Origin of the sequence: Paludisphaera sp., from assembly GCF_037189885.1 — a bacterium.
Lineage (GTDB): Bacteria > Planctomycetota > Planctomycetia > Isosphaerales > Isosphaeraceae > Paludisphaera.
The window spans coordinates 52,117-74,829 of sequence record NZ_JBBCIR010000022.1; the positions used below are offsets into that span (position 1 = coordinate 52,117).

A 22,713-nucleotide genomic window follows, 5' to 3' on the forward strand; every position below is an offset into this window, starting at 1 on the left:
CCGCATCTCCGTTGCCCGATGGGCCCCCGGTCCCCCCGCCGGCCAGGAACACGCTCCGGAACGTGTTGGGCTTTGCGGTCGTCATCGGCGTACTGCTCTATTTCCTGTTCGGAGTTCTTTCGACCGGCGTGGGCTGGATCACATCTCTCGTCGGCCTCGCCTCGCTGGTCGCCACACCTCTGTTCCTCCTGTTTACCTCGGTCGATCGGCGGGGCGGATGGAAGCCGCTCAGGGTGTTAGGTAGGCTCCTGTTTCTGCTATTCTTCGGCGGCTACCTCCCGTCCGTTTGCACCCTGTCGATGATCAACGCCGAGGCTCGGGTGCGCGCCGAGTCGTGGGTGAAGGCCGAACTACAATGGAACCCGCTCGGCGTGCCCACCACCTCGCAACAACTCGCGGAGCCTGCCGATGACGGGCAACCCCGGGAGCTCGACCCGGCGAGAGTCGGAGTGGAAGCGGACGACATGCCGGTACCGTTCCTGAAAGCGCCTCCGCCCGGCGGCAACTATTGGAGTGCCGACGCGTCGGGCGAGTATTGGAAGCCGGGCTCCCCGCGCCAGGCCGAGAACGTCTCGAGCCAGCGCCGCGCCGACCGGTTCGTTGCGCTCCTGTTCTCGGACGGCGACCTGCCGCCGATCGACCGTGTCTTCCGAGACGCGTACCAGAACGTTCCGGTCGTTAGACGGGTGCTCGGCGACGTGCCAGCGGTCCCGTTCCAAGGGTTGAGGAAGGAGAAGAAGCTCCGCGAGGAGTTGTTCCAGCAGACGCGGTTCGAGAAGGAGAGCAAGCAGTCCGACCTGGCCGCTGCCGTGGGTGAAGACCAGGCCGTTCAGTCGGCCGTGAACCGGCACTTCGCGAACGTCTACGGCACTGTCATGCAAGACCTACGCATTCGCGTCATCCGGTGGTGCAACGGCTGGGTCCAGTTCCTCACCTTCATGGCGTTCTGGCTCGCCGTCGTGCTGCTGGCCCGGAACTATTTGGCAAACGTGACCCTCGAGACCCTGGTCGCCGAACGTTACCAGTGGCCGGAGTCGAGCCTCGGCCGGTTCTTGGTAAACCTTATCCGAGGCCGATCCACCGGCCCTGCGGGCTACTACCCGTTCGCGCCGCTCCGCCCCGACGACAGGCCGTTTACGAGGACCTGGCTCACCACGACCGGGGAGCTCGATAGGGTGTTCGGGGAACGGGTGGACCACGGAATCCCGCCAGGCCGGCCGACCGGGAACCCCAACCCGTTCCGCGATCGCCTCGTGGTCCGGATGCTCCGCGCGGTGTACGAGGCCTTCTTGATCGCCGACGTCCTCCCCGAGGCGCGGGAGCGGGGCACTCTCTACGACGTGCTGGACAAGATCACGCAGAACCGGTTGAAGCGGCTGGAGTCGGAAATGGCCTCGATCGTTTACCTGGCCTGGGCAATTCCCTCGTTGGGGTTCATCGGCACCGTGCTCGGCATCGGCGACGCCCTGCTGAACGCGGGCGACATGCTGACGCCCAACACCGATCTGCAAAAGGACGCCATTCAAGCGATCACGCTCAGCCTCGGCTTCGCGTTCGACACCACCCTGATCGCGCTCGTGCTGAGCCTCGTCCTGATGCTCTCGATTTACCTCTGCCGGCGCGCAGAAGAGCGGGTGGTACTCACCTTCCAGAGCCGCATCATGGACGAGCTCATCAGCCGCCTGAGGGCATAGCTGCTTGCCCGCGGCGGGCCGAGCGGCCTGGGGGCCCGGCCCGCCGTCTCACTTGGCAACGGCTACGAGGCATACGGCAGCGGTCACGAGGGCCATTCCGATCCACCACAGCGGCACGGTGTGCGGCACCAGCCCGGACCGAATCGATTCCGCGGTTACAAGGCCCCGACCCCAGAACGTAACAGGTGTGACCGGAACCGGCGCGGGACCGCACCAGCCCTTCGCCCGAACCTTGACTTCTGCGTCAACGGTTTCAACTAACGGGTACCGGTACACGAGGGTCCGCACATCGCTCTCGGAGGTGCCGAAAGTGGCCCATCTGCTCGAGTCCGTCGGCCGGGCGTCGGACGGCGGGGCGTCAAAGCGGACAGCCTTGTTCGACTCGAACGTGTTGAATTGGCCGGCGAAGTCGCGGGCTGCGGCGCGGATCGCAGCCGCCTCCAGCGGGTCGGTTAAGGCGGCGACGAAGAGGCTCACGGACACCAGTTCGTGCGCCGACTCTGTCGCGTGCGGCTGCCCGGCGGGGCGCAGTGCGTCGAGCGCCGCCCAATACTCCCCTGCGAGAGATCGGTCGCTTCGGCCGGTCGCGGCGTGTTGCGGGCGAAGGTCCAACCCTTGGTACGACGGGAGCACCGACGGCACCACCCTGCCGGACAGGGGGGTGGCGAGCCCGCGGGCCGTCGATACCACGAGCCGCACGAGGGCCGTGTTCAGCCCGCCGTTCGCCGGGGCGGGGTAACAGACGTCGGCCACCTGCTCCGCGAGAGCGCGGACGGACGACTGCCACACCTGGTCCCGCCGGGCGGCCACCGACCAGAAGGCGAAGAGGCAGGCGACCCCCGATATCAGGAGCAGGACGCCAAAGGTTATCGCCACAGCTCACCCCCTCGGGTCTGGGACGGACTCCCGCGCTCAGGCCACCCGGCCACGTGGACGCACCCTGGGTAGAGTTCGGCCGGACGTTCGGGAACCGGCGAGAGCGGATACGGCTCTCGACACACTTCCAGCACTGTGACGAGAGTCGGGAGCGGGGCGGCCACCAGAACCGCGCTCTTGGAGCGGTGCGGGAGCCGCAACCTGGCCCGCCCCATGAACCCGAGCAGGTCGGGTTCGCCGTCCGTCGCACGGGCTGCACAGAGGGCGAGCGTATCGGCGTCTTCCCCGACCTCTCGCCAAGCGTACGGCACGAGGTTCAACGCCGCGGCCCCGAGTAGCAGCCGCCACGTTCCGAGGTCGAACTCTTCCAGGCTTCGGTCGGCCAGCGGGGGGAAGAGGAGCGGCAGCCGCCTGGAGAAGCGGCCTGCGTCACCAGAGTCCAGCAACTCGAGAAGGTCGCGCAACGCCGCTGCCTGCCCGGGACCAAATTTGACGGCCATAAGCCGCTCCTCCAACTCCCCGTCGGACAGCCGCCTGAAGGCCGACACCTCGGCCCGCGTCGCGGCAAAGGCCGACTCTTGGAACACGACGGCCGAGTCACCTTGTTTCGGCTGCCCGGAGACGGCGTTCGCGAGTCGGATTTCGACGCCCGGCCCACCGCCCAGCCCGGTGTCGAGGGAGGTGTTGCCCCACCGCTGGTCGAGTAGCGCCAAGCCCCGAACCGTCATCTCCTTGGCGGCCGTGAGGAGCCGTTCCGGGGACGCGTCCGGCCCGAGCGCGCCGAGGGCGGTGAGCGCGGTAGCGTCAGCACCGCCCGAGGCGTCCTGAAAAATAGCGAGCAGACGGTTGCGGACCCCCGTGATGCGGGTCCCGCCGCCGGCGAACACGATCCGAAGTGGGTTGTCGGGGCTGACGGCTCTGGAAGGGCCCGCGGCGAGCTTCCGTATGCTCGCAGCCACGGCGACGGTGACCTGCCGGAGCGGGCCCAACAGTTCGGCCATCATTTCCTCGAACCGAGCGTCCACCCCGGGGGCAGCCGGTACGGCGGGGGTCTCGAGGATCCGAGCGAAGTCCGGGGCGGTCAGCCGACATTGAATTGTCTCGGCGCAACGCCGAGACGTGCGACGTCCGTTGCTGTCGGGCCCGGCCGCCCGCAGGAGGAGCCCCGCCGGAGACAGGGTAATCCCGGAATCGAGCTCCGTGATCAGGGGAAAGATGTCCCGCAGCGCGGTCGCGGCCGCAGATTTGCGCTCGGCGGCGGTGCCGAGCACGGTGCTGAAGTCAAACTCGGGATACGTTTCGCCCTTCGTCCGCACGAGCCGGTAGCCGTACCCGAGCGCGGCCTGGACGACCGCCTGCCGCAACTCGGCTGGCGCAGACGCGTCCACCGGTCTCCACCCCCGCAGCCGGTCGTTCGCGAGGTAGCAGTGCCGGGCCCATTTCTGCACCGCGACGGGAACCGGGCTCGTCATGTCCAGTTGGTCTTGTGCGCCCACGGCGAGCAGGGACCGGGCGTCAATTCGCACCCCGGGCGTCTCCCAAACCCTCTGCAGTGTCAACCCGATCACGGCCCAGAGGAGTTCGTTTCCGGCACAGACGACCGACCCGTCGAACCACCGCTCGACCTGGAAAGTGGCCTGCCGGCCGGGCACGTTGGGGTCCTGGACCCAGGTCGTGAGACTTACGTCAGTTGTCGAACCTCCGCAGTCGAACACGAGCAGCGGTAACCCGCCGACAGGTACCAGTTCCGCCGGCGGGGCGGGTGGGTTCGCCGGGGGCGGAGCGTCGGACCCGCCGTTCCGCCGCCTCGTCGGCTTTGCTGGTGCGGGCGGGGGTGGCGGGGACTTCACCACCGGCTCAGGCGGGCGTGAGGGCCTCCTCGTGGGAATCTCGTCGCGAATTGCCGGCTGTTCGGCAGCCCAGTAGGCGATGCACGTGGCTTCGTCGGCGAGTACCTCGACCTGGACCGGTACCTCGCGTAACGGGTCGGGTGCCGCGAGACGAATCGCGTCCGCAGCGGCGGCGTACAAGTCCCTCCTCACCCAATCGTTGAACGCCGCCGGCACCGTGAGGACGACCCGGCTGATGAACGGCAGCGTCGGGGGGGGCGACGGGCTCGAGGTCTGCTGGGAGAAGAGCTCGTGGTAGACCGCGCGGAAGAGCCCCCGAAGGGCGAGAGCGGCCCAGGTTCGCCCGAGCTGGGCGTGGGGGCCGCCGTGTCCGGCTACGGTCCTCACTGCGGGGATGAGCGAAAGGTTGCCGAACGGCCCCCTTGTGGTGAACGTGACGTCTCTCGTACCCAAGTCACCAAGGCCCAGTTTCGGGGCGTGGTAGCGGCTCTGCGGGTCTACCCCCTCGAGGGACTGCCCCGGCGTGAGCGGGTAAGGCTCGTAATCCGCCACGCTCGCGGGCGGTCCGAGCCTCACTTCCGACTCCTCGACCGCCGGCTCGAATCGGTACCGCCATCGGTTCGGCGTGAGCAGAAAGCCGCTTGGGATGAGCGGAGAGGAATAGTCGCCCCAGTCGGCGCGCCCGCTTTGGCGGAATAGTTCACCGTGCCAAAGGTCGGCCGCCCCAGTGCGGCCATACAAGCAGGTCGTGATCGTGTGCCCGAAGTCCACGTAAACGTGGTGTGCGGCGGTCGCCAGAGCCCTCACCTCGGCCTCGCCCATTAGGAGGACGGCAGGTCTCGTCACAAACTCCACGCGGAACAGGTGCGTGAGGTCGAGAACCGTTCCCTCAGACCACAGGTTCCCCGCCCTCGCCGACTCGCTGGACGTGTTCACCCAGCACCGCAACCGCCCACTCCGCGGGTCACGCGAAGCCTCGGTGAGCTCGAACTCCACCGGCAGGGAGAGCGCCTGGCCGTTCGGCATTAGAGCAGCCTTTCGGCACCGCGGGTGCCAACGCCTGCCGGCTTGAGCGTAGTCGTCCCACCAACTTTCCGCGACCGGGTTGCGCGCGCAGATTACCTCCCATTCGACCGTCTGGATGCCGGTGTCCGGCACGAGATAACGCCGGTCAATCATTGTCTGCCCGCCGAGGGGGTGCGGTGCGGCGGTGCCGTGCCGTACGCTCAAGATACCTTACCCGCGCCGAGGCGGGGGACGCAACCAACTAAGCGCGGGCCGGTTCACGGGGCGCGGCCCTCGCCGCTACCCTCCCGCGGCCCTTTGTCACGTCCGCCAAGCACCAGGACAAACCGCCGGATTGCTGGATAGAATACGGGCTTGGCCGTGCGCCGCCGACCTCCCGTCCACAACCTGAAGCGTTCCCGTTACGGAGAGACGCCGATGACCCTTACCGCCTGCGCCCGCACCGTGTGGTTCGCCCTCTTTGCGCTGTGCTCGACCGCACTGTGGTCCCCGACCCAAACCGCCGACGCGGTCAAGATCGTCATCCCCGAGAGGGCCTACCAGGTCGGCGAGAAGGTGACCGCCGAGATAACCGGCAGCGGGGAGGTCGTAGTCGAGAACGACATCGCCGCGAAGTCCCAGCAGGTCAAGCTGGTCGGTGCCACGAAGGTGGATCTGGGGCAGATCCGAGAGCCCGGGCTCTACGTGGTCCGGGTCGGCGGGAACGGGAAGTGGGCGGCGGCGGCGGTCCTGGCGGCGCCGGGAGACCCGAAGAAACTCACCTTGAGCGTCGGCAGCGACGCCGGCAAGGACCCTTCCGCCGTTCCCACGGACCTCGCGCAGCGCTTCGCCGGCAGCATCACGGAAGCCCGCTTGAAGGCGGCGGCCCTCGCCGCGCTGAAGGAGTGGTTGCCGGCGAACGTCGCCGCCCTCGGGAAGACGACGGTTGCGTGCTGGGTCTGCGTCGTGCCGACGGGTCAATTCGCGTGCGGGGTGTGCGTCGGGTCGACGACCGGGAACGTTCTGGGCCTCGGTGTCGAGGTGGCCGTGCGACTGGTCGCCGTTCTGGAAATAGACAAGGTCATAACCGCCGACGAGGCGAAGGCGTTGAAGTTCGCGCTGAAGGCCGGGAGCGGCCTCGTCACGGTCGCGACCGGCAAGGACCTAGTCGAGAGGGCACTGGGCGCTGTGAAGCTCGCCACTGAGGTAACGGTCGAACACGAGGGGGTCAAGTTGGTCGTCGGAAACGCAGCCGACCAGGTCGACAAGACCCTGTGGCTCATCAAGGCGGTCAAGAAATAAACCCCGCACGTTGGAAGGGTTCGTGGTTAAGGCCTCACCCACCCAACATCGGATTCGGAACGCTTCGGCGATGAGGGGTGGCAGCATGGCTCGTCCCGGTCCGGGTTACTCGTAGATCCCCGCGCCGACGCGGTACGTGTGATTGTCGGGGTGCTGGTGGTGGAACTTGCGGCCCCCCCACGGCTCGTCCGTCGGCGGGTGGGTGACGGTCATCCCGTGTTGCAGCGCGAGGGCGTGGGCCGCGTCCACCCCCGACGGGCTGATGTACGTGTTGAATGCCGGAGACAGCCGCAGCCCTCAATTCACCGCCTCGGGCGGCTATGTCGACGACTACGTGCCGGCCGGGAACGACGGATTGGCGCCCAGTTCGACTTACTGACTCCAGCCTGGTCAAAGTGACGACGCCTACAAGCGGAGCGGGATCTCGGCGTGGCGGATGAACGAGGCCAGGAGGTCCGGCCGCCGGCGCAGGGCCGACAGCTCTCGCCAGAGCCGGAATCGCAGCTCGGCCGTATCCTCCGGGGCGTAGTTCGTCAGGCGATGGTACTTGGTCCACCCCCACACCCCCTCGTCCGGGTTGGCCTCCGGGGCGTAGCCGGGGAAGTCCTCGGCGACGATCTCCGGACGCTTCGCCAGGTAGGCCTTCACGAGGCTCGACCGGCCGTGGATACGGCTCCGGTCCCAGAGGATCGTCATCGGCCCGCCGAGGCGGGCCTTCAAGCCCTTCAGGAAGGCGACGGAGTCCTCGCCCCGGGCGTTGGCGTCGTCGGGCAGGAGGCGGAAGTAGAGGTTCGGCTTGCGACGCCTCGGGCTGACGGTCACGGCGCTGATCGCCGAGATCCGGGCCCTGCGATGCCACGCCTCGACGATCGGCGTGCGGCCTCGCGGGGCGTAGGTGCGGCGGACCACCGGCGTCAGCTGGAAGCCCGATTCGTCGAGGCAGCTCCTCGGCCCTTCAGTGGTCGATCCGCTCTTGGTCGCGTTGCCGCGCCTTCTTCTGCGGCCGCTGGCTGCTCCAACGCAGCCGCCGTCGGAGGATCTTGCGGACGTGCTCGACGTGGTACTCGACGCCGAAGCGGCGGCGGACGAGTTCGGCGACACGGCCGGCGCTCCACAGGTCGTTGGGCCAGCCGTGGGCCCGCGCTCCCTCCAGCAGCAGACGTTCCAACTCCCCGACCTGCTCGTCGGCCAGCCGAGCCCGAGGGCCGGGATGGGGCCTGGCGGCCAGGCCCTCGGGAGACTTCTCGGCCAAGGCGAGCCAGCGGTACAGCGAAGTCCGGCCGACGCCCAGGATGCGGGCGACGACGGAGGGCGATTCCCCCCGCCGCATCAGCTCGACGGCGCGGCGACGGCGACGTTCCAACTCCTGGGCGGTTCCGACGGGTCTCATGCCCTTAATACGACGGCAGACGCCCGAGTGTTCCTTTGGCTACGTTGGAGTCAGTAGTGACTGTCCCATAAGCGGCCCGAACGGGTGGCGGGCTACGTAGTAGGGGGATGAGAACGCACCGCTACCCCAGCGACGTCACCGACGAACAATGGGTCCTGATCGAGCCATTCATCCCCGTCTACCCCGGCGGCCGGCCCCGCAAGACCGACGTCCCCGAGGTCATCGACGCGATCCTCTACATGCTCCGGACCGGCTGCCAGTGGCGGTACCTGCCGGAAGGCTTCCCGCCCCGGAGCACCGTCTGGCGGTACTTCGACGAGCGTCGGTCGAACGGGACGCCCGACCGCATCCACGACTCCCTCAGCCGCAAGGTCCGAACCGGGGAGAAGCCCCATCAGCCCAGGACCTCCGCCAGCGTTGACGGTCAATCCGTCGACGCGACCTCCGGGGGCGAGGCGAGGGGCCGCGACAACGCCAAGAACGTGGACGGGCGGAAACGCCAAGTCGTCGTGGACTCCATGGGGTTGCTGCTCGCCGTGCTCATGACGGCCGCCTCGGTCGACGAAGGCCGGGCGGCCTTGACCTTCTTCGCCCGGCTGGACGGCTAGCCGATGGGCAGGGCCATCCGGATGTAGGCTGACTAGAGCGGTTTCCCATCGGGTGTGTCGCTTGATCGGCGGGGCGGGTATCCGCCATGGCGGAACCAGCCCAGGACGTCGGCCGGGCGGACCGCCCGTAGGGCGTCCCCCATCGCATCGATCAGCCCGTCGATCGTGCGGGCCTTCGCCGATCGCAGCCACGCCTTGAGCTTGGAGAACATCCGCTCGATCGGGTTCAGGTCGGGGCTGTACGGCTTGTCCTCACCCACTATTCAACGGTTCGGGTCCGAGGTCGGCCGCCGCCTCAGCTCCTCTCATCATCAGCTGGAGCTTGTCCCAGCCACACCAGATCGTGATCCATCCCGGCTCGCCGTCGTGCTTCCTCCCCAGGAAGCCCCCGAGCTTGGCCAGTTCCCGGAAGAAGCGGCCCACCGTCAGCGTCGTCGCTGGGCTGAACCCACGGGCGAACCTCAACAAGTTCACGTATCGCGGGGGCACAACCTCGGCGGCTGGCCTGTCCGGGTCGGTCCGCGCGTGGGCCTTGAGTTGGAGCAAGCGGACCGCCACGACCGACAGCAGGCCCACCAGGGCCTCCAGGCGACCCTTCGTCTTCAGCTGACGTTCGGCTACCCGGCAGCCGGATTTCAACGCCTTGAAATACTCCTCGACCAGCCAACGCTTCTCGTAGAAGGAGATCACGCGCATCGCCTCCTCGAGGCTCGGCACCGGCAGCGACGTGTAGAGCACCCACTCGATCGGCTTGACGCCCCGGGGGCAGTCGACCTCGGCGGCCACCACCAGCCACATCGGCACCGGCGTCGCGGCGACCTGCCGGGTGTAGCGGCTCTTGTTCCAGGGAACGGGCATGGTCATCGCGGTGAAGCGGACCATCAGCCGCGCACGCCGTGCCGGCTGCTTCGGCCGGGCCCGCAGTCGCAGGGTAAATCCGCCCGCCTCCTGCGAGGACGCGCCGAGGTCTCGGACGGTCGTGACGTCTCCCCCGGGGTCAGCCACCTTGCGGTGCAACATGCTGGCCCGCACGACCCACTCGGATCGCTGCCGCCGGCAGTGGCAGTACACGTCGAAGTTGTCGGCGCCGCGGTCCAGCACATGGACCCACCGCGTCACCGCGGCGGGCGGGCTGACCTGGTCGATGACCTCTCCCCAGACGTCGGACTCCCGGTCGCGTTTGAGCCGCTGGCTCGTGTTCTCCCCCGCGGGGGCGGGCTTGCGGTAGTGGACCCGCTCGCCGGCCAAGCCGATGACCCGCTCGTCCTCGGCCCCGACGACCAGTGCGGCATGGAGGTGGAAGCCATAGCCGCCGCCGTTGCCCGTGGGGGCCAGGTCGGGGACCCGGCGGTGGATGCCGAAGTCCAGCTCGGTCGTGTCGCCCAGGACCAGGAAGAGCCCCGGCCCACAGGCCCGGGTCCGACGCCAGTGCGGGGCGGCGACCGCCTCGAAGGTGACGCCGTCGGCGTCCAGGAGGCGATAAGCGGCCTTGGCCTCGGCCCAGCCCTCCATCTGGCCGGGGATGCTGGCGGAGGGGTCGGCGGCCATCCGGGCGGCGACGCGAGTCAGCCGCTTGGTGCGTCGTTGGTCGCCCAGGTCGGCCGTGCCGAACTGCTCGCGGGCCCAGGCGTGGGCGTCGCCCTGGAACGGGTCCATGGCCATGCCGATCCGGTGACACCGCGACCGATCCGGAGGTCCCGCCCGGCCACGAGGATTAGGGCGCGAGGACCCACCGGGCTGGCGGTGGAGAAGACCTCATTGGAACCCCGCCACCCAGTCCAGAAAAGTGGGTAAGGACAAGGGCTGTACGGCGGCAGGAACCGCAACTCGGCCCCGGCCGCCTCGATGAGCCGGGCGGCCTCGGCGGTCTTGTGGCAGGCCAGGTTGTCCATCACGACCACATCCCCGGGCCTCAGCGTCGGCGCCAGGCACCTCTCGACGTAGGTCTCGAACGCGGCCGAGTCGGTCGCGCCGTCGAACGCCAGGCACGCCCCGACGCCCCCCAGGCGGACGGCCGCCGTGAGCGTGACGACCTTCCAGTGGCCGTGCGGGACCGGCCCGTCGACCCGCACGCCGCTGGGCGAGCGGCCGTGCGTCCGGTCCATCGCCGTGCTCGCGCCGGCCTCGTCGACGAAGACCAGCCGGGACGGGTCGACGCCCGCGAACTCCTCGCGCCAGGCGGCCCGCTCGGCCTTCAGCTCGGGGCGGTCCTGCTCGGCCGCCCGCCGCGACTTTTTTTGCGAGTGATCCCCAGCCGCTTCAGCGCCCGGTGCACGGCCGACTGGCAGCAGGCGACCCCGGCGGCCTCGGCGAGTTCGCGCAGGGTGGCGTCGTCGTCGGCCCGCACCGCCTCGCGGAGCCGCCGGTCGGCCTCGGCGTCGAACGCCCCGGCCCGGCCGCCGCCGCGCGGCTTGGGGGCGATCGAGCCGGTCTCGCGGCGCTGGCGCACCAGCTTGCGGATCCAGGTCACGCTGACGGAGAAGCGGGCGGCGACCTGCTCGCGGGTCGCGTCGCCGGCGTCGCACGCCGCGAGGACCCGCTCGCGGAGGTCGGTCGAGTAGGCTTTCATCCCGGGGCCCTCCATAGCCCATCAGAGATAATCGCGTCAACCGACACAATCAACAGGAAACCGCTCTAGTGGCCTGCCACGCTTGAGTTGCGGACTAGCGTCGGATCGGTTCTGCTGAGGCGGCAACCCCTTCAGGAGGCCGCCATGAAGAAGTACCGGGTCACCCTCACCTACGAGGAACGCCAGGGCCTGCACCATCTCACCTCCGCCGGCAAGGCCGCCGCCCGGAAGCTGACCCACGCCCGTATCCTGCTCAAGGCCGACGCCGCCCCCGGCGGACCGGCCTGGACCGACGACCGGATCGCTGAGGCGTTCGACGTCAGCACCGACACCGTCGGGCGGATCCGCCGACGGTTCGTCGAGCAGGGGCTGGACGCCGCCCTGGTCCGCAAGCCGCAGGCCCGTCCCAGCCGGGAGCCGGTCCTGGATGGGGCGGCCGAGGCGAGGCTCATCGCCCTGGCGTGCTCCTCGCCCCCGGGCGGCCGCAAGGCGTGGACCATGAGGCTGCTGGCCGACAAGCTGGTCGAGCTGGAGGTCGTCCCCTCGATCTCCGACGAGACGGTGCGACGCTCTTTGAAAAAAGCGAACTGAAGCCGCACCTGCGGGAGCAGTGGTGCATCCCGCCGCAGGCGAACGGCGAGTTCGTGGCGGCGATGGAGGACGTGCTCGACGTCTACCACCGCCCCTACGACGGGGAGCGGCCGCTGGTCTGCCTCGACGAGGCGAGCAAGCAGCTCGTCGGCGAGGTGATTGAGCCGATCCGGGGCGGCCGGGGCGGTACGACTACGAGTACGTCCGCCACGGCACGGCCAACCTGTTCATGGTCAGCGAGCCGCTGTTGGGCTGGCGGGGCGTCAAGGTGACCGAGCGGCGGACGGCCGTGGACTTCGCCGAAGTCCTGCGGTGGCTGGCTGAGGAGATCCATCCCGACGCCGAGCGGATCGTGTTGGTGATGGACAACCTGAACACCCACAAGCTGGCGTCGCTGTACGAGGCGTTCCCGCCCGAGCGGGCCCGGCGGATCGCCGAGCGGCTGGAAGTCCACCACACGCCGAAGCACGGCAGCTGGCTGAACGTGGCGGAGATCGAGCTCTCGGTTCTGGCCCGGCAGTGCCTGGATCGGCGGATCGAGACGAGAGAGGAGTTGGAACGTGAGGTGGCGGCGTGGGAGGAGGAGAGGAACGAGCGGGGCGTCGGGGTGAGGTGGCAGTTCACCACGGCCGACGCTCGGATCAGGCTCCGCCGACTTTACCCCGCACTTCCATAGTGGCGGACCACTAGATATCTTACAACATGAATATATACTAGTTGGTGGAGGAGCATGCGGTTTGGGAGTTGGAGATCATCCGCCGCCCCGACGACGCCCGCGGCTGGGTCCTCCTGCCGATCCGCTGGACGGTCGAGCGGACGTTCGCCTGGTTGGGCCGCTGCCGCCGCCTGAGCAAGGACCGCGAGAAGACCGTATTGTCGTCCGAGTCGTTCGTGAAGCTGGCGATGATCCAACTCATGCTGCATCGCCGCCGCCCCGCGAATACCGACCCCGAGTTCCGCTATCCACGGCCGCAAGCGGCGTAATGCCACTTATGGGACAGTCACTCAGCTCGACTTGTGCAGTTTCCGCGGCCTCTATGCCGCCGGTGCGAGGGCTGCGTAGAGGATCTCGCGGATCGGAGGCGGAAGTTTCTGGAGGGACGGGCCGTCGGGGACGTGTGCGAAAACCCCCTCGGCCGAGATCCAGCGGCGGACGGCCGCAGGGCGTCCGAGAACGTAACGACCGACTTGCCCGGCCAGGACACGCCTCCGGCCCGGCGTCGCTTCGGCAGCCATGCATAGAGCATCGCCACGACCGAATACAGGCCGAACAGGCGCGGGACGGCCCGCAGGACGGTCGGCTCGCTCCACCCCCGCGTCGTCTGGACGTGGAGCTCGGAGCGGGCCTCCTGGAACGTGGTCTCGATGCTCCAGCGGCCCCTGTAGGCCTCGACGATCCGCCGCACGTCGAACGAGGCGTCGGTCGCGTAGAAGTACTCGTCGCGGTGGGTGCCGTCGCGGTCGTGGACGAAGGCCCAGCGGATCGGGACCAGCCCATCGCCCCCCTTATACCAGCGGCCGGCTCCCGTGGCCGTCTCGACGCGACGCGTCCCGCCGCCGTACCAGGCGACCGTCGTCCGCCGTCGTCGGGGCGTCGCCTCGACGGCCTGACGAGGCTTCGGCAGCCTCTCCCCTTTGACTCGCGGGCGTCCCAGGCCGTCGTAGGGCGGCGGCGGCTCGAAGAGGTTGGCCTCGGGGTGTAGCTTGCTCACGAGCGTCAGGCGCTCGCGGTTGCGGTCCGCGAACCGGGCCAGCTCGTGCGCCCCGTAGGCCGAATCGCCGACGAAGACGAACCGGCGGCGGGGGAACCAGTGGAGCATCAGGCGAACGAGCCGGATCGCCTGCTGCGCCGGCGTGCGATGCCGCCGCCGTTCGCGGCGGTCGTCGGCCGGGTCGCGATACAGGGCGACGAGCACCGGCAAGGCCCAGGGCCGCGCGGCGTACGGGAGGCGGACGAGCACCGCGAGCACGACCCACTTGTGGCCGTACCGCCAGGCCGTGAAGGCGTGCGACGAGCGGACCGGGTCGCGATGCCGGGCCTTGCCGAAGACCCGCCGGCCCGGATGCGAGAAGACGGTGTCGTCGGCGACCAGGACGACCTCGGCACCGGGCGGCAGCAGGGCGACGACGCGCCGGGTCAGGGGCTCGGCCAGCCGCAACGGCGACCATCGGGCCCGCGAGAAGACGCGGGTATAGCTCGACGCGGACCCGACGGCCAGCGGGCCGGCCGTCCTCAGCAAGTTGGCGACCGTCCGACGCCCGACGGTGAGGATGGCTGCCCCGATCAGGGGGAGGAATCGACGACACGTGGGCCGGGTGAAGATCGGGGCGAAGTCGTCCCAGAATCCGCGCGGCGCCTCGGGTAGGATGGCCATGAGCCCGTCCTCCGCCGGTGTGGTCGAGAAGGCCGTTCAACCTCTCATTGTACCGATCGAGGCGGGCTCAAAACTGCACAAGTCGATATCAGGTAAGACTTTCAAGGGGCGGACCGGCGTCTGGCTGGCGACCGCGGCGATTGACGCGCAGGACCAGAAGGCTCCTGGCTCGACCTTCCTAAATGTCGATGTGGACCTTACGCCCGACGATCTTGACTCGTACGACTCGGGACGCTACGTCGAGGAAATCGACGGGTACAGGACGTTCCACGTCCCGTCCCGCCTGCTCGATCACAAGGTCTTCATCACCAGGGGCGGAGATGTAGCCGAGCTGCCAAGCAACTTCGACGTCATGAGTGACCCTGAGATAGAGGCTTAGTTCCGTGCCCGAGAGGTGGAGGACGACCTGGAGAATGAAGTGTGCGACCAGCCGGAAAGCCGGAGTTGAGCCTGTGGGAGGATGAGCCGTGTACTCCCGGATCGCAATCAGCGAGGCTTGACGGGGCGAGCAAGGCAGGCCGCTGAATCACGCCGTGCTGCATTTCTCCTGGCTTCGTGATGGCCTTGGTCGGTGGTCTGCGCCATCGCCAAGGCTACTGGTTCGGGTCGCGGACCGGGGCCTTGCCGTTCTCGGCACGCGTCGACTTCATTCAAGGCTCGCGATTCACCGGGCGGACGAAGCCGGCGATCGGTCAGCCCGGACGCCGGCGTCGCGACGGGCCTTTGCGCGATTCTTTCGCCTCATGCAACCAGGCAGAACCGTTCGTGAGCGCAGCCTGAAACCGGTCGCCGACAAGTGGACGGCATGCGGTGCCTCACAGCGGCCAGACTCTCGGTCCGTCCCGATCGACTCGCGGGATTGGACTGGATCGCGGCGTGATCGATCGCCGACCGACCGCTCCATACGGCGACCAGGTTGCCCGACGCCGTCGCGTCGAAACCTTCCGCCTTGAGGGCGGTCGAGTCGACGTCGATCTTGCTCACGGTTGACGCTGCGACGGCCGCCGGGGCGGTCGAATTGATCGAGGGGACGGTCCGCCCGACGCCGCGGCGGGGACGCCTTGGACCTCTCGGGGATGTTCAAGGTCGCGGCGATCCGAGTTGTCGCCGTGCAGGCCGAAGGCACCCCCCGAACATGGCGACGCCGACCGCCGCCTCGACGTACCGAGGGCCCACGCCGAACGGCTCGTCGGGATGACGACGGTCGCCCAGGCCGTGGTGGGCGTTGGAGATCGCCAGACCATCTCGTCGCCGTCGAAAGAGCCGCATGTCGATGCTCGGCCGCCGGGGGGGACGTCATCATCTCCGCGCGACCTGGCGGAGCCGTCGCACATCGACGGCTAAAAAGAGACGATCTCTTCGATCACCGGCCCCGGGGCCGGTGGCGGATGTCGCCGTTGGCGACGCCGGCCGCCGCGAGTACCGCGGCGGCCAGCAGGAAGACGACCCAGCTGCCCGTCGCGGCACCGACCAGGGCGGCGACGAGCAGGCAGCCGTTCGCGTGGGCGATGTTCAGCTTTTGGCGGGCGTTCAAGGGCGGCCGCCTCCCGGCTGGGGTTTTCTCGGCGGTGCGCAGGACGGCGTCCGCAGCTCGACTACGGAGAGCGCCTCGGGGTCGTCGACGCCGAACCGCTCGGCGACGACGCCCGCGAGGTCGACGCCCCTCGGGCCGCAGGCGGCTCGGAGGGCGCGGAGCTGCGAGTCGGTGGCGGGCCGACTGCGTAGCCCGCGGCGGTCGTCGGGACGAGCGGGTCCGCCGTCTCGGGTGCCGTCCGTCCGGCGTCGGTCCAGCTCGTCCTGCACCGCGCGGTCGCATGCGACGAAGGCGCCGCGGGCCCTCCGCTCGAACACCCCGACCGCGGCGTGCGGGCCGGGGTCGGGCAGCTCGACCTCCAGGCCGCAGGTCGCGCCGAGCGACCCGCAGTCCGGCAGGCCGATCTTCTTGCTGTATCCGATCGTCAGCTCCATAAGCTTCGAGGTCCTCCGGGTGATGGATCGAGGTCGTTGGATGGATCTAGCAGGCGAGCAGGGGCTATCCGCCGGCGACTTCCTGGAGCCGCAGCTCCTGGATGGAGCGTAGGGTCGAGGCGACGAGCCTGGACCGTCTCCGGTCGCGACGCAACGCCGCGACCAGGCGGCCGGTCCGCGACCGGGCGTCGGCCAGGGCTCGGTGGAGAGCCTCAGCCTCTTCGAGCGCGGACGCGACGCCGCCGGCCGGGCCTTCCGGGGCGGGCTCCGGCGAGGGTTTCGGGGCGGGTTTGCAGCCGGAGGGCGAGGGACTCACCATCGCGATCGTCCCGACGGCCGGGCCGGCGCGAGCAGGCTCGACGACCACGGCGTCGTCGGACGGAGCGATCGCCGACTCCTTGGACAACGGCCGCCAGGCGAACGACCGGATGCCGTCGCGGCAGAGGGCGGGGGCGTCCGGCCCGAAGAGGCGGACCTCGCCGAAGCCGAGGCGCAGGGCCCGCGCCAGGTACTCGCGGTTCGTGTGCAGCCGGACCGCCTCGCCCGAATAGCGCGAGCGGGCCAGGACCAGCTCGGTCGGCGGCCCCCCGCCGGACGCGCGGGCGCGCACGGCGACGCGGCCGTTGCAGTCGAGCGTCGCGGGCGCGTGCGTGTCGCCGCCGCCGGGGAGGCGGTCGATCGCCCCGGCGAGGAACGCGGCGTCGGCCGGGTCGATCGTCAGCCGGGTCGAGGCCGAGGACGCGTCCGGCACGGCGTGCTCGACTCGCGGGAAGCGGGCTTCGGCCTGGATGGACAGGTGCAGCGTCCAGGTGCCGGCCCGCAGCACGACGTGGGAGTTCGTCCGGCCGATCGAGACGGGGGCATCGCGCGGCAGGGGCTTGGACGCGAAGAGTGGGATGGCGCGCACGAGGAGGTCGTCGCCCCAGGGCAGGCCGAAGCCACCCTGGACCAGGACCTGCCGACCGTCGGTGGCGATCACCTCCGAGGTCGAACCCCGCAGCAGGATGCAGTCGAGGGCGTGGCGGGCCGACCGCTCGCCGGCCGTCGCGGCCGCCTCGGCCAGGGCGTCCAGGAGGCCGGGGGGACGCTCTGCGAGGTCGGCGGGCATCTCCGGGAAGGCCGAAGGCCCGACGTCCGGGACGGCGTATTCGCGGGACTGCGGGACGCCCCGGTCGTCCCAACGCGCGGTCCCGCGGCCGGGGACGGCGGACTCCAGGTGCACGGGGGAGTCGTCGCGGCCCTCGAAGTCGGCCAAAGCCTCCAGCGGGATCATGATCGATCCGTCGGCCCGGCCGTCGCCCTCCAGGAGGCATTCGACGGCCAGGTGGTCGAGGTGCAGCCGGACACGCAGCCCGGAGGCCGGGCCGGGGTCGAGGACGAGCGGGGGCGCCGGGCCGTTGCGGGTGAGGCCCAGGGGGCGGCGGCGGAGGACGGCACGCAGGCGGCGCGCCTCGCGACGGGTCAGGACGATCATGGCGGTCGGCTCCGTGCAGGACGAGGTACGATGAACGTTGATGGGATGAATGCGGCGACGTGTGAGGACTTCGCAGGGCCCCGCCCGCTACGCCGCGTGGACGCGGCGGTGCGGCCGCCTCCCGGGCCCGGGGCCGGCGGCGTAGACGTCGGCGGCGGCGAACTCGAACTCGACGTCGCAGCCGCCGCACCCGGCGAGCGGGGGCGGGCCGCCGGGGCTAGCCGAGAGGGCGACGCCGCCGCCGCAGAACGGGCAGTCGACGGCCAGGTGGAGGTCCTCGGCCTCCAGGTCGTCGGGCCGCCCGGAGCGGGCCTGGAAGCCGAGGCGGCGGATCACGGCGAGCGGCTCGCCGGTGCGGCGGGAGACGGTGCGGTCGAGCTGGGACTGGGTCACGGGGGGCTCCTCTCGGGCGCGCCGCGACCCCGGGCCCTCCGGCACGCCCGGCGGCATCGAGGTCGCGTGGGTCGTCGTCGGAAGTGGGTCGTCGCGCGGGACGTGTTCATCCGGGGGACGCGAGCCGGTTGGCCTCCAGCCAGGCGACCTCGGCCTCCAGGGCCTCGCCCCGGCGGGCGAAGGGCCCGAGCGTGGGGCCGCCGCAGGGGGATAGGTCGGCCGTCCAGCGGCCCTCGGCGTCGGGCTCGACGTGGCTGGCGCGGGCGATCGCGGGGCGGCCGAGCGCCGCCAGGTCGACGTCCTCGGCGTAGACCGCCCGCACGACGCCGCGGGGGTCGACGACGAGCCGCATCAAGCGTCCCCCGGCGCGGCCGCCCGCCGGAGGATGCGGCGGCGGGGCCGCTCGACCAGCATCCCGTCCAACGCCGACTGGACCTGGGACAGCTGGCGGGCTACGCGGGCCCGCAGGTCCGGGCCCTCGCGGAGGTCCCGGGCCGCCACGCCCCGGACCGCTTGTCGCGCCCGATCCACCAGCTCGTCGAGCTGGGCGTCGCCGCGGACGTTCAGGGCGCGGAAGCGGTCGAAGAAGCCGCAGAGGTTGTCCACGGCGGAGTCGCGGAAGACCTTGGGTCGGCCGTCGTCGCCGACGCCGTCGAGCCGCTCGGCCAGGTGCTCGACCAGGCGGGCGAACTCTTCGGCGAACGCCCGCTCGGCCAGCGCGACGGCCTCCTCGAACCGCGACTCCATCCGGGCCCGCTCGCGCTCATAGAGGTCGGGCGCGAGCCGCATCAGGTAGTCGGGCGGCTCCACCGAGGGGAAGTCGCAGGCGACGGCGAACAGGCCGACGAGCGTGGCGGGATAGTCGGCCGGGTCGTACAGGCTCCCGAGCCGGCGGGCGGCGGCCCCTTTCAGCTCGCCGTAGCGGCGGTCCAGGTCGGCGACCGCGTCGTCCAGCTCCCCGCGGAAGCCGGCGATCCGGCGGGCGAACTCGTCGACCGCGTCCCGTCGGATGAGCCGCACGCCCGGCTCGGGGAAGGGGAGCGAGACGTCGCGCCAGTACGAGCGGATCCGGCCGCGGACGGCGGTGACGGCGCGGAACGCCGGGTGCTTGACGTCGAGCAGCCGCTTGCCGGCCGAGAGGCAGGCCCCCTCGGCGTCGAACGCCTCGGCTGCGCGGTCGCGTTGGGGGGCGGTGAGGGCCTTGCGGGTGCCCAGCCAGGTGAACGCGACTCGGGCGGCGGCCGTCTCCGCCCTCAGCCGACGGGCAGGCTCGGCGAGGTCGACGACTGGTGCGACGGTCGGTGGTCCTTCGATGCGGTCGAGCAGGGTAATCATCGAACCTCCTGAAAGGGGACGAGGCGGCCGGCCATGCGGGCCGCCGCCTCGTGATAGGGTCTTCTCACCTCAAGTCGTCGACCCGCCGGGGGGGCCGGCGACGCGGGTCAGTTGTCGGAGGGCTCGCCCCGCCGGACCTGGCGGCGGGGCCCCTCGGGCGAGCCGACGCGCGAGTAGACGCCGGGCCGGTCGGCGGCCAGGCAGCGGCCGGCGGCCCACGACCGCAGCCGCTCGACCGACTCGCCGGCGGTGACCGCCACCGGGACGATGTTCCTCGCCGCCTCGATCAGCGGGACGTCGAGCAGGGCCGCCAGCCGGCAGCAGGCCCGGACTTCGGCCCCCGTCCAGTCGGCGTCGCAGGGGCGGCGCTGGTCGGGGTCGAGGCCGAACCGCTCCAGGTACATCGTCCAGATCGCCTCCTTCTCGGCCGCGCCGGGCAGGTCGAGGAAGTACACGGCGTCGAAGCGTTCGGCGCGGCTGAATTCCGGCGGCAGCTTCGATACGTCGTTGGAGGTGCCCACGAAGAAGACGTCCGACTCGTGGTCGGACAGCCACGACAGCAGCGAGCCGAACAGCCGGGCGCCGACGCCCGAGTCGCCGTGGGAGCCCGAGGCGGCGCCGCCGAGGGCCTTCTCGATCTCGTCGCAGAACAGGACGCAGGGGGCCATCGCGTCGGCGATCCGCAGCGCCTGGCGCACGTTCCGTTCCGTCTCGCCGACCAGCGAGCCCAGCAGCGCCCCGACGTCGAGCGTGAGCGTGGGCCGCCCCGTCTCGTTGCCCAGGGCCCGGGCGAACTGGGACTTGCCCGTGCCCGGCACACCGAGAAGCAGGACGCCCCGGGCGCGGACGCCGGCCTCGCGGCCAGGCCTCATGGCGCGCGAGCAGAACGCCTTGAGGGCGACCAGCCCGCCCAGGTCGGCGAAGGCCTCGCCGCCGCGGTGCAGCGTCAGCAGGCCCGACTTCTTGAGCATGCCCGACTTCAGCTCCCAGAGCGGCCCGGCGGCGACGCGGCCGTGGCGGACGAGCGAGAGGCTGCAGGCCCCCTCCGCCTCGAACCGCGTGAGCCCGGCCGCCGCGTCTAGGACCCGGTCGAGCTCGTCGCCCTCGGGCAGCTCGCCCGGCTCGCTGGCGATCGAGCGGGCGATGGCTTCGAGCTGGCCTCGGCCGGGCAGCTCGTGCTCCATGACGACGAACTGCTTGTCCAGCTCGACCGGCACCTGGACGACCGGCGAGAGCACGACGACGAACGTGCGGGCCTGCTTCCCCTGGTTGATGCGGGAGTCGAGGGCCTGGACCACCTCGGGGCTCCCCAGGAAGCGGTGGAAGTTCACGAGCACCAGCAGCGCAGCGCCGTCGGGCGCGGCCATGGCGTCCAGGGCCCGGATCGCCGCCAGCGGGTCGGCGGCGTCGACGGGGGCGGCCGCCCCAGCCTCGCTGCCGAGGGCCCTGAGGCCCCCGTTGACGTCCCAGGCGGCCAGCGGCCATCCCCGGGCGCGGCACAGGGCGGCGATCTCGGCCAGGGCGTCCTGGTGCTCGGACGACTGGACCCACAGGCCGGTGAAGCAGGCGCGCACGTACTGCTCGAGGCGCTCAACGAGCGTCATTAAATTCTCCTCGGGTGACGAAGGGGATGCGGGGTGGGGCGGTGGGATATGCAGCGGCGTGGGTCGCGGTCGGATCAGGTCGGGAGTGGGCAGGGGCCGGCCATCGGATCGGATAGAGGGCCGTCGGCCGACCTCACTGCGACTGCCGCTGCTCCTGATTAGCCTTCAGGCCCTCGTGGAACTCGGCCGTGAGCGTCTCGGCCGTCCTGAGGCCCAGGGCTTGCTCGACGAACCGGCTCGCCTCGCGGCACGCCGATCCGGCGAAGCCCGTCGTCCGCACGATCGCACCGCCCCTGGGGTCGACGACGATCTCGATGGACTTGCTCAAGACGCACCTCCGACATGAATGGTGAGTCTCACCGAACCGTCGGGGAGGGCCTGCTCGACGACGGCGTGGCCCCGCCGGTGGGCCTCGATGCGGGCCTTCTCCAACGCGTAACGTTGCAAGAAGCGGTCGAGCTGGACTTGCTCCCCCCAGGCCCCGCCGTAGTTGTCGTACAGGATGCGGCCGGCGGCCGCGTCGACGACCGCCGGGTAACGCCAGCCGGGCAGCCGGATCAGTAGCCCGGCCGCCTCGCCGGAGTAGAGTTCGGCCGTCCCGCGGATGGGCTCGGGCAGGCCGAGCCGGCGGCAGGCGGCCGCGACCGCCTCGGGATCGCGGACCTCGGTCTGGATCATGACGATGTGGCTCACGAAGGTTCCTCCAGTGGGACGGCGGGGGGGTCATGGAGCGGGTCGAGATCGACCGACTCCCGGAAGCCGGCTACGACCGTCCTCATGGGTTTATGACGTGATATCTCCGATTGTTTAGGCTGAGGTTCGATCCAAGCATCGCTCTTCGACGACTCGGAGGACGCCAAGTCGCTTTTTAAGTTTCCAACCCACCCCCCGCTTCATCAGCGAGAGGAACGACCGCCGGCGGGCTGTCCACCAGGATGCCCGCGTTTCAACCCATCCCCCGCTTCATCAGCGAGGGGAACGGAGCAGGGGGGTGTTCGGGTTGTCGGACTCGATGTTTCAACCCACCCCCCGCTTCATCAGCGAGGGGAACCCGAATACTCGACCTTCGCCGGGCCGGCGACCTCGTTTCAACCCACCCCCCGCTTCATCAGCGAGGGGAACGCCGGGTAGGCAGCCCCCCAGCAGCCGCCCCAGCGGGTTTCAACCCACCCCCCGCTTCATCAGCGAGGGGAACCCTCCGGCCGGGCCCATGGGACGCCCGCGACGCGGTTTCAACCCACCCCTCGCTTCATCAGCGAGGGGAACGGCTGACCGACGAGGAGCGGGACATGGCCGACGCGTTTCAACCCACCCCTCGCTTCATCAGCGAGGGGAACTCGTCCGGACGCGGGCGAGGTGGGAACTCGTGAAGTTTCAACCCACCCCTCGCTTCATCAGCGAGGGGAACGACCACATGGTCCACGTGCCGGTCCACGTCCAGAGGTTTCAACCCACCCCTCGCTTCATCAGCGAGGGGAACGCGCGGAAGGCTTCCGGGATTGCGTCCCGGCGTGGTTTCAACCCACCCCTCGCTTCATCAGCGAGGGGAACGCGGATTCGGACGCGGCGGCTGTCGGGGAAGCGGTCGTTTCAACCCACCCCTCGCTTCATCAGCGAGGGGAACCCGCGAACCCGCCGGCCGGGTCGGGCCGCACAACCGGTGTAAACCCACCCCACGC

Annotated in this window: 21 protein-coding genes, 4 pseudogenes and 1 CRISPR repeat array; of the genes and pseudogenes, 6 read left to right on the forward strand and 19 right to left on the reverse strand. The window is 70.2% G+C overall.

The genetic code is table 11. From position 1 onward, the window contains the following. The first annotated feature begins 62 nt into the window (after positions 1–62). Positions 63–1,694: a MotA/TolQ/ExbB proton channel family protein gene (locus tag WG209_RS08835; protein ID WP_337174664.1), complete on the forward strand. Its 1,632-nt coding sequence runs from the start codon at positions 63–65 to the stop codon at positions 1,692–1,694. A gap of 48 nt (positions 1,695–1,742) precedes the next feature. Here WG209_RS08835 and WG209_RS08840 read toward each other — a convergent pair whose 3' ends face one another. Both WG209_RS08840 and WG209_RS08845 read right to left on the reverse strand, forming a co-directional pair. Further along, positions 1,743–2,570 (reverse strand): hypothetical protein, encoded by an 828-nt coding sequence (locus WG209_RS08840; RefSeq protein ID WP_337174665.1) that lies wholly within the window; start codon positions 2,568–2,570, stop codon positions 1,743–1,745. Continuing rightward, positions 2,561–5,599, reverse strand: a complete 3,039-nt coding sequence (locus WG209_RS08845) for a hypothetical protein (RefSeq protein ID WP_337174666.1) — start codon at positions 5,597–5,599, stop codon at positions 2,561–2,563. Before WG209_RS08845 ends, WG209_RS08840 begins: the two co-directional genes overlap by 10 nt. Before the next feature lie 264 nt (positions 5,600–5,863). Between WG209_RS08845 and WG209_RS08850 the strand changes: the two genes are divergently transcribed. Continuing rightward, complete coding sequence (locus tag WG209_RS08850) at positions 5,864–6,727, forward strand: hypothetical protein (RefSeq protein WP_337174667.1); 864 nt, start codon at positions 5,864–5,866, stop codon at positions 6,725–6,727. A gap of 105 nt (positions 6,728–6,832) precedes the next feature. On the opposite strand, the gene WG209_RS08855 is transcribed toward WG209_RS08850, so the two are convergent. The 3 genes and pseudogenes from WG209_RS08855 to WG209_RS08865 all read right to left on the reverse strand — a co-directional run bounded on the left by WG209_RS08855 (position 6,833) and on the right by WG209_RS08865 (position 8,117). Continuing rightward, complete coding sequence (locus tag WG209_RS08855) at positions 6,833–6,976, reverse strand: hypothetical protein (protein WP_337174668.1); 144 nt, start codon at positions 6,974–6,976, stop codon at positions 6,833–6,835. Between the two features lie 156 nt (positions 6,977–7,132). After that, positions 7,133–7,657, reverse strand: a pseudogene (locus WG209_RS08860) (transposase); the annotation flags it as partial. A 25-nt stretch (positions 7,658–7,682) separates the two neighbouring features. Beyond that, the gene (locus WG209_RS08865) at positions 7,683–8,117 is read right to left on the reverse strand and encodes a winged helix-turn-helix domain-containing protein (RefSeq protein ID WP_337174669.1); all 435 of its coding nucleotides are present in this window, start codon (positions 8,115–8,117) and stop codon (positions 7,683–7,685) included. A 107-nt stretch (positions 8,118–8,224) separates the two neighbouring features. Between WG209_RS08865 and WG209_RS08870 the strand changes: the two genes are divergently transcribed. Then, the gene (locus tag WG209_RS08870) at positions 8,225–8,725 is read left to right on the forward strand and encodes an IS5 family transposase (RefSeq protein ID WP_337174670.1); all 501 of its coding nucleotides are present in this window, start codon (positions 8,225–8,227) and stop codon (positions 8,723–8,725) included. 137 nt (positions 8,726–8,862) lie between these two features. Here the strand turns inward: WG209_RS08870 and WG209_RS08875 are convergent. From WG209_RS08875 to WG209_RS08890, 4 genes and pseudogenes are all read right to left on the reverse strand, one after another. After that, positions 8,863–8,970 (reverse strand): annotated as a pseudogene (locus WG209_RS08875) (transposase); the annotation flags it as partial. 7 nt (positions 8,971–8,977) lie between these two features. Continuing rightward, a complete protein-coding gene (locus WG209_RS08880; RefSeq protein ID WP_337174671.1) occupies positions 8,978–10,381 on the reverse strand; it encodes an IS4 family transposase in 1,404 nt (467 codons plus the stop codon). Then, positions 10,291–11,016: a transposase gene (locus WG209_RS08885; RefSeq protein WP_337174684.1), complete on the reverse strand. Its 726-nt coding sequence runs from the start codon at positions 11,014–11,016 to the stop codon at positions 10,291–10,293. Before WG209_RS08885 ends, WG209_RS08880 begins: the two co-directional genes overlap by 91 nt. Further along, positions 10,920–11,294: an IS630 transposase-related protein gene (locus WG209_RS08890; RefSeq protein WP_337174672.1), complete on the reverse strand. Its 375-nt coding sequence runs from the start codon at positions 11,292–11,294 to the stop codon at positions 10,920–10,922. The genes WG209_RS08885 and WG209_RS08890 overlap by 97 nt, the downstream gene beginning before the upstream one ends. Before the next feature lie 144 nt (positions 11,295–11,438). Between WG209_RS08890 and WG209_RS08895 the strand changes: the two are divergent. Continuing rightward, positions 11,439–12,561 (forward strand): annotated as a pseudogene (locus WG209_RS08895) (IS630 family transposase). A 62-nt stretch (positions 12,562–12,623) separates the two neighbouring features. Continuing rightward, a pseudogene (locus tag WG209_RS08900) lies at positions 12,624–12,869 on the forward strand (transposase); the annotation flags it as partial. Between the two features lie 17 nt (positions 12,870–12,886). On the opposite strand, the gene WG209_RS08905 reads toward WG209_RS08900, so the two are convergent. Next, a complete protein-coding gene (locus tag WG209_RS08905) occupies positions 12,887–14,260 on the reverse strand; it encodes a transposase (protein WP_337174673.1) in 1,374 nt (457 codons plus the stop codon). Here WG209_RS08905 and WG209_RS08910 point away from each other — a divergent pair. Continuing rightward, positions 14,259–14,639 (forward strand): hypothetical protein, encoded by a 381-nt coding sequence (locus WG209_RS08910; RefSeq protein WP_337174674.1) that lies wholly within the window; start codon positions 14,259–14,261, stop codon positions 14,637–14,639. The genes WG209_RS08905 and WG209_RS08910 overlap by 2 nt on opposite strands. 984 nt (positions 14,640–15,623) lie before the next feature. Here the strand turns inward: WG209_RS08910 and WG209_RS08915 are convergent. The 9 genes from WG209_RS08915 to WG209_RS08955 form a co-directional block, all read right to left on the reverse strand. Next, entirely contained in the window at positions 15,624–15,794 is a 171-nt protein-coding gene (locus WG209_RS08915) for a hypothetical protein (RefSeq protein ID WP_337174675.1), read from the reverse strand. Beyond that, positions 15,791–16,228 (reverse strand): hypothetical protein, encoded by a 438-nt coding sequence (locus WG209_RS08920; protein ID WP_337174676.1) that lies wholly within the window; start codon positions 16,226–16,228, stop codon positions 15,791–15,793. The genes WG209_RS08915 and WG209_RS08920 overlap by 4 nt, the downstream gene beginning before the upstream one ends. 64 nt (positions 16,229–16,292) lie before the next feature. Then, a complete protein-coding gene (locus tag WG209_RS08925; RefSeq protein WP_337174677.1) occupies positions 16,293–17,702 on the reverse strand; it encodes a hypothetical protein in 1,410 nt (469 codons plus the stop codon). 87 nt (positions 17,703–17,789) lie between these two features. Next, complete coding sequence (locus tag WG209_RS08930; protein ID WP_337174678.1) at positions 17,790–18,095, reverse strand: hypothetical protein; 306 nt, start codon at positions 18,093–18,095, stop codon at positions 17,790–17,792. 106 nt (positions 18,096–18,201) lie between these two features. Then, positions 18,202–18,447, reverse strand: a complete 246-nt coding sequence (locus WG209_RS08935) for a hypothetical protein (RefSeq protein ID WP_337174679.1) — start codon at positions 18,445–18,447, stop codon at positions 18,202–18,204. After that, positions 18,447–19,430 carry a hypothetical protein gene (locus WG209_RS08940; RefSeq protein WP_337174680.1) on the reverse strand — a complete coding sequence of 328 codons (984 nt, stop codon included), beginning with the start codon at positions 19,428–19,430 and terminating at the stop codon, positions 18,447–18,449. The genes WG209_RS08935 and WG209_RS08940 overlap by 1 nt, the downstream gene beginning before the upstream one ends. A gap of 107 nt (positions 19,431–19,537) precedes the next feature. Next, a complete protein-coding gene (locus WG209_RS08945) occupies positions 19,538–21,034 on the reverse strand; it encodes an AAA family ATPase (protein ID WP_337174681.1) in 1,497 nt (498 codons plus the stop codon). 133 nt (positions 21,035–21,167) lie between these two features. Continuing rightward, positions 21,168–21,362, reverse strand: a complete 195-nt coding sequence (locus tag WG209_RS08950) for a DUF2997 domain-containing protein (protein ID WP_337174682.1) — start codon at positions 21,360–21,362, stop codon at positions 21,168–21,170. Beyond that, a complete protein-coding gene (locus tag WG209_RS08955; RefSeq protein ID WP_337174683.1) occupies positions 21,359–21,727 on the reverse strand; it encodes a hypothetical protein in 369 nt (122 codons plus the stop codon). The genes WG209_RS08950 and WG209_RS08955 overlap by 4 nt, the downstream gene beginning before the upstream one ends. Before the next feature lie 180 nt (positions 21,728–21,907). Next, positions 21,908–22,658: a CRISPR direct-repeat array (repeat unit 37 nt; unit sequence GTTTCAACCCACCCCTCGCTTCATCAGCGAGGGGAAC). Positions 22,659–22,713: the final 55 nt, after the last annotated feature.

Coding starts and splice junctions, on each gene's coding strand:
- WG209_RS08925 (WP_337174677.1), bottom strand. CDS start 17,702: ATGATCGTCCTGACCCGTCGCGAGGCGCGCCGCCTGCGTGCCGTCCTC.
- WG209_RS08845 (WP_337174666.1), bottom strand. CDS start 5,599: ATGATTGACCGGCGTTATCTCGTGCCGGACACCGGCATCCAGACGGTC.
- WG209_RS08945 (WP_337174681.1), bottom strand. CDS start 21,034: ATGACGCTCGTTGAGCGCCTCGAGCAGTACGTGCGCGCCTGCTTCACC.
- WG209_RS08865 (WP_337174669.1), bottom strand. CDS start 8,117: ATGAGACCCGTCGGAACCGCCCAGGAGTTGGAACGTCGCCGTCGCCGC.
- WG209_RS08905 (WP_337174673.1), bottom strand. CDS start 14,260: ATGGCCATCCTACCCGAGGCGCCGCGCGGATTCTGGGACGACTTCGCC.
- WG209_RS08880 (WP_337174671.1), bottom strand. CDS start 10,381: ATGGACCCGTTCCAGGGCGACGCCCACGCCTGGGCCCGCGAGCAGTTC.
- WG209_RS08850 (WP_337174667.1), top strand. CDS start 5,864: ATGACCCTTACCGCCTGCGCCCGCACCGTGTGGTTCGCCCTCTTTGCG.
- WG209_RS08935 (WP_337174679.1), bottom strand. CDS start 18,447: ATGCGGCTCGTCGTCGACCCCCGCGGCGTCGTGCGGGCGGTCTACGCC.
- WG209_RS08940 (WP_337174680.1), bottom strand. CDS start 19,430: ATGATTACCCTGCTCGACCGCATCGAAGGACCACCGACCGTCGCACCA.
- WG209_RS08870 (WP_337174670.1), top strand. CDS start 8,225: ATGAGAACGCACCGCTACCCCAGCGACGTCACCGACGAACAATGGGTC.
- WG209_RS08890 (WP_337174672.1), bottom strand. CDS start 11,294: ATGAAAGCCTACTCGACCGACCTCCGCGAGCGGGTCCTCGCGGCGTGC.
- WG209_RS08920 (WP_337174676.1), bottom strand. CDS start 16,228: ATGGAGCTGACGATCGGATACAGCAAGAAGATCGGCCTGCCGGACTGC.
- WG209_RS08910 (WP_337174674.1), top strand. CDS start 14,259: ATGAGCCCGTCCTCCGCCGGTGTGGTCGAGAAGGCCGTTCAACCTCTC.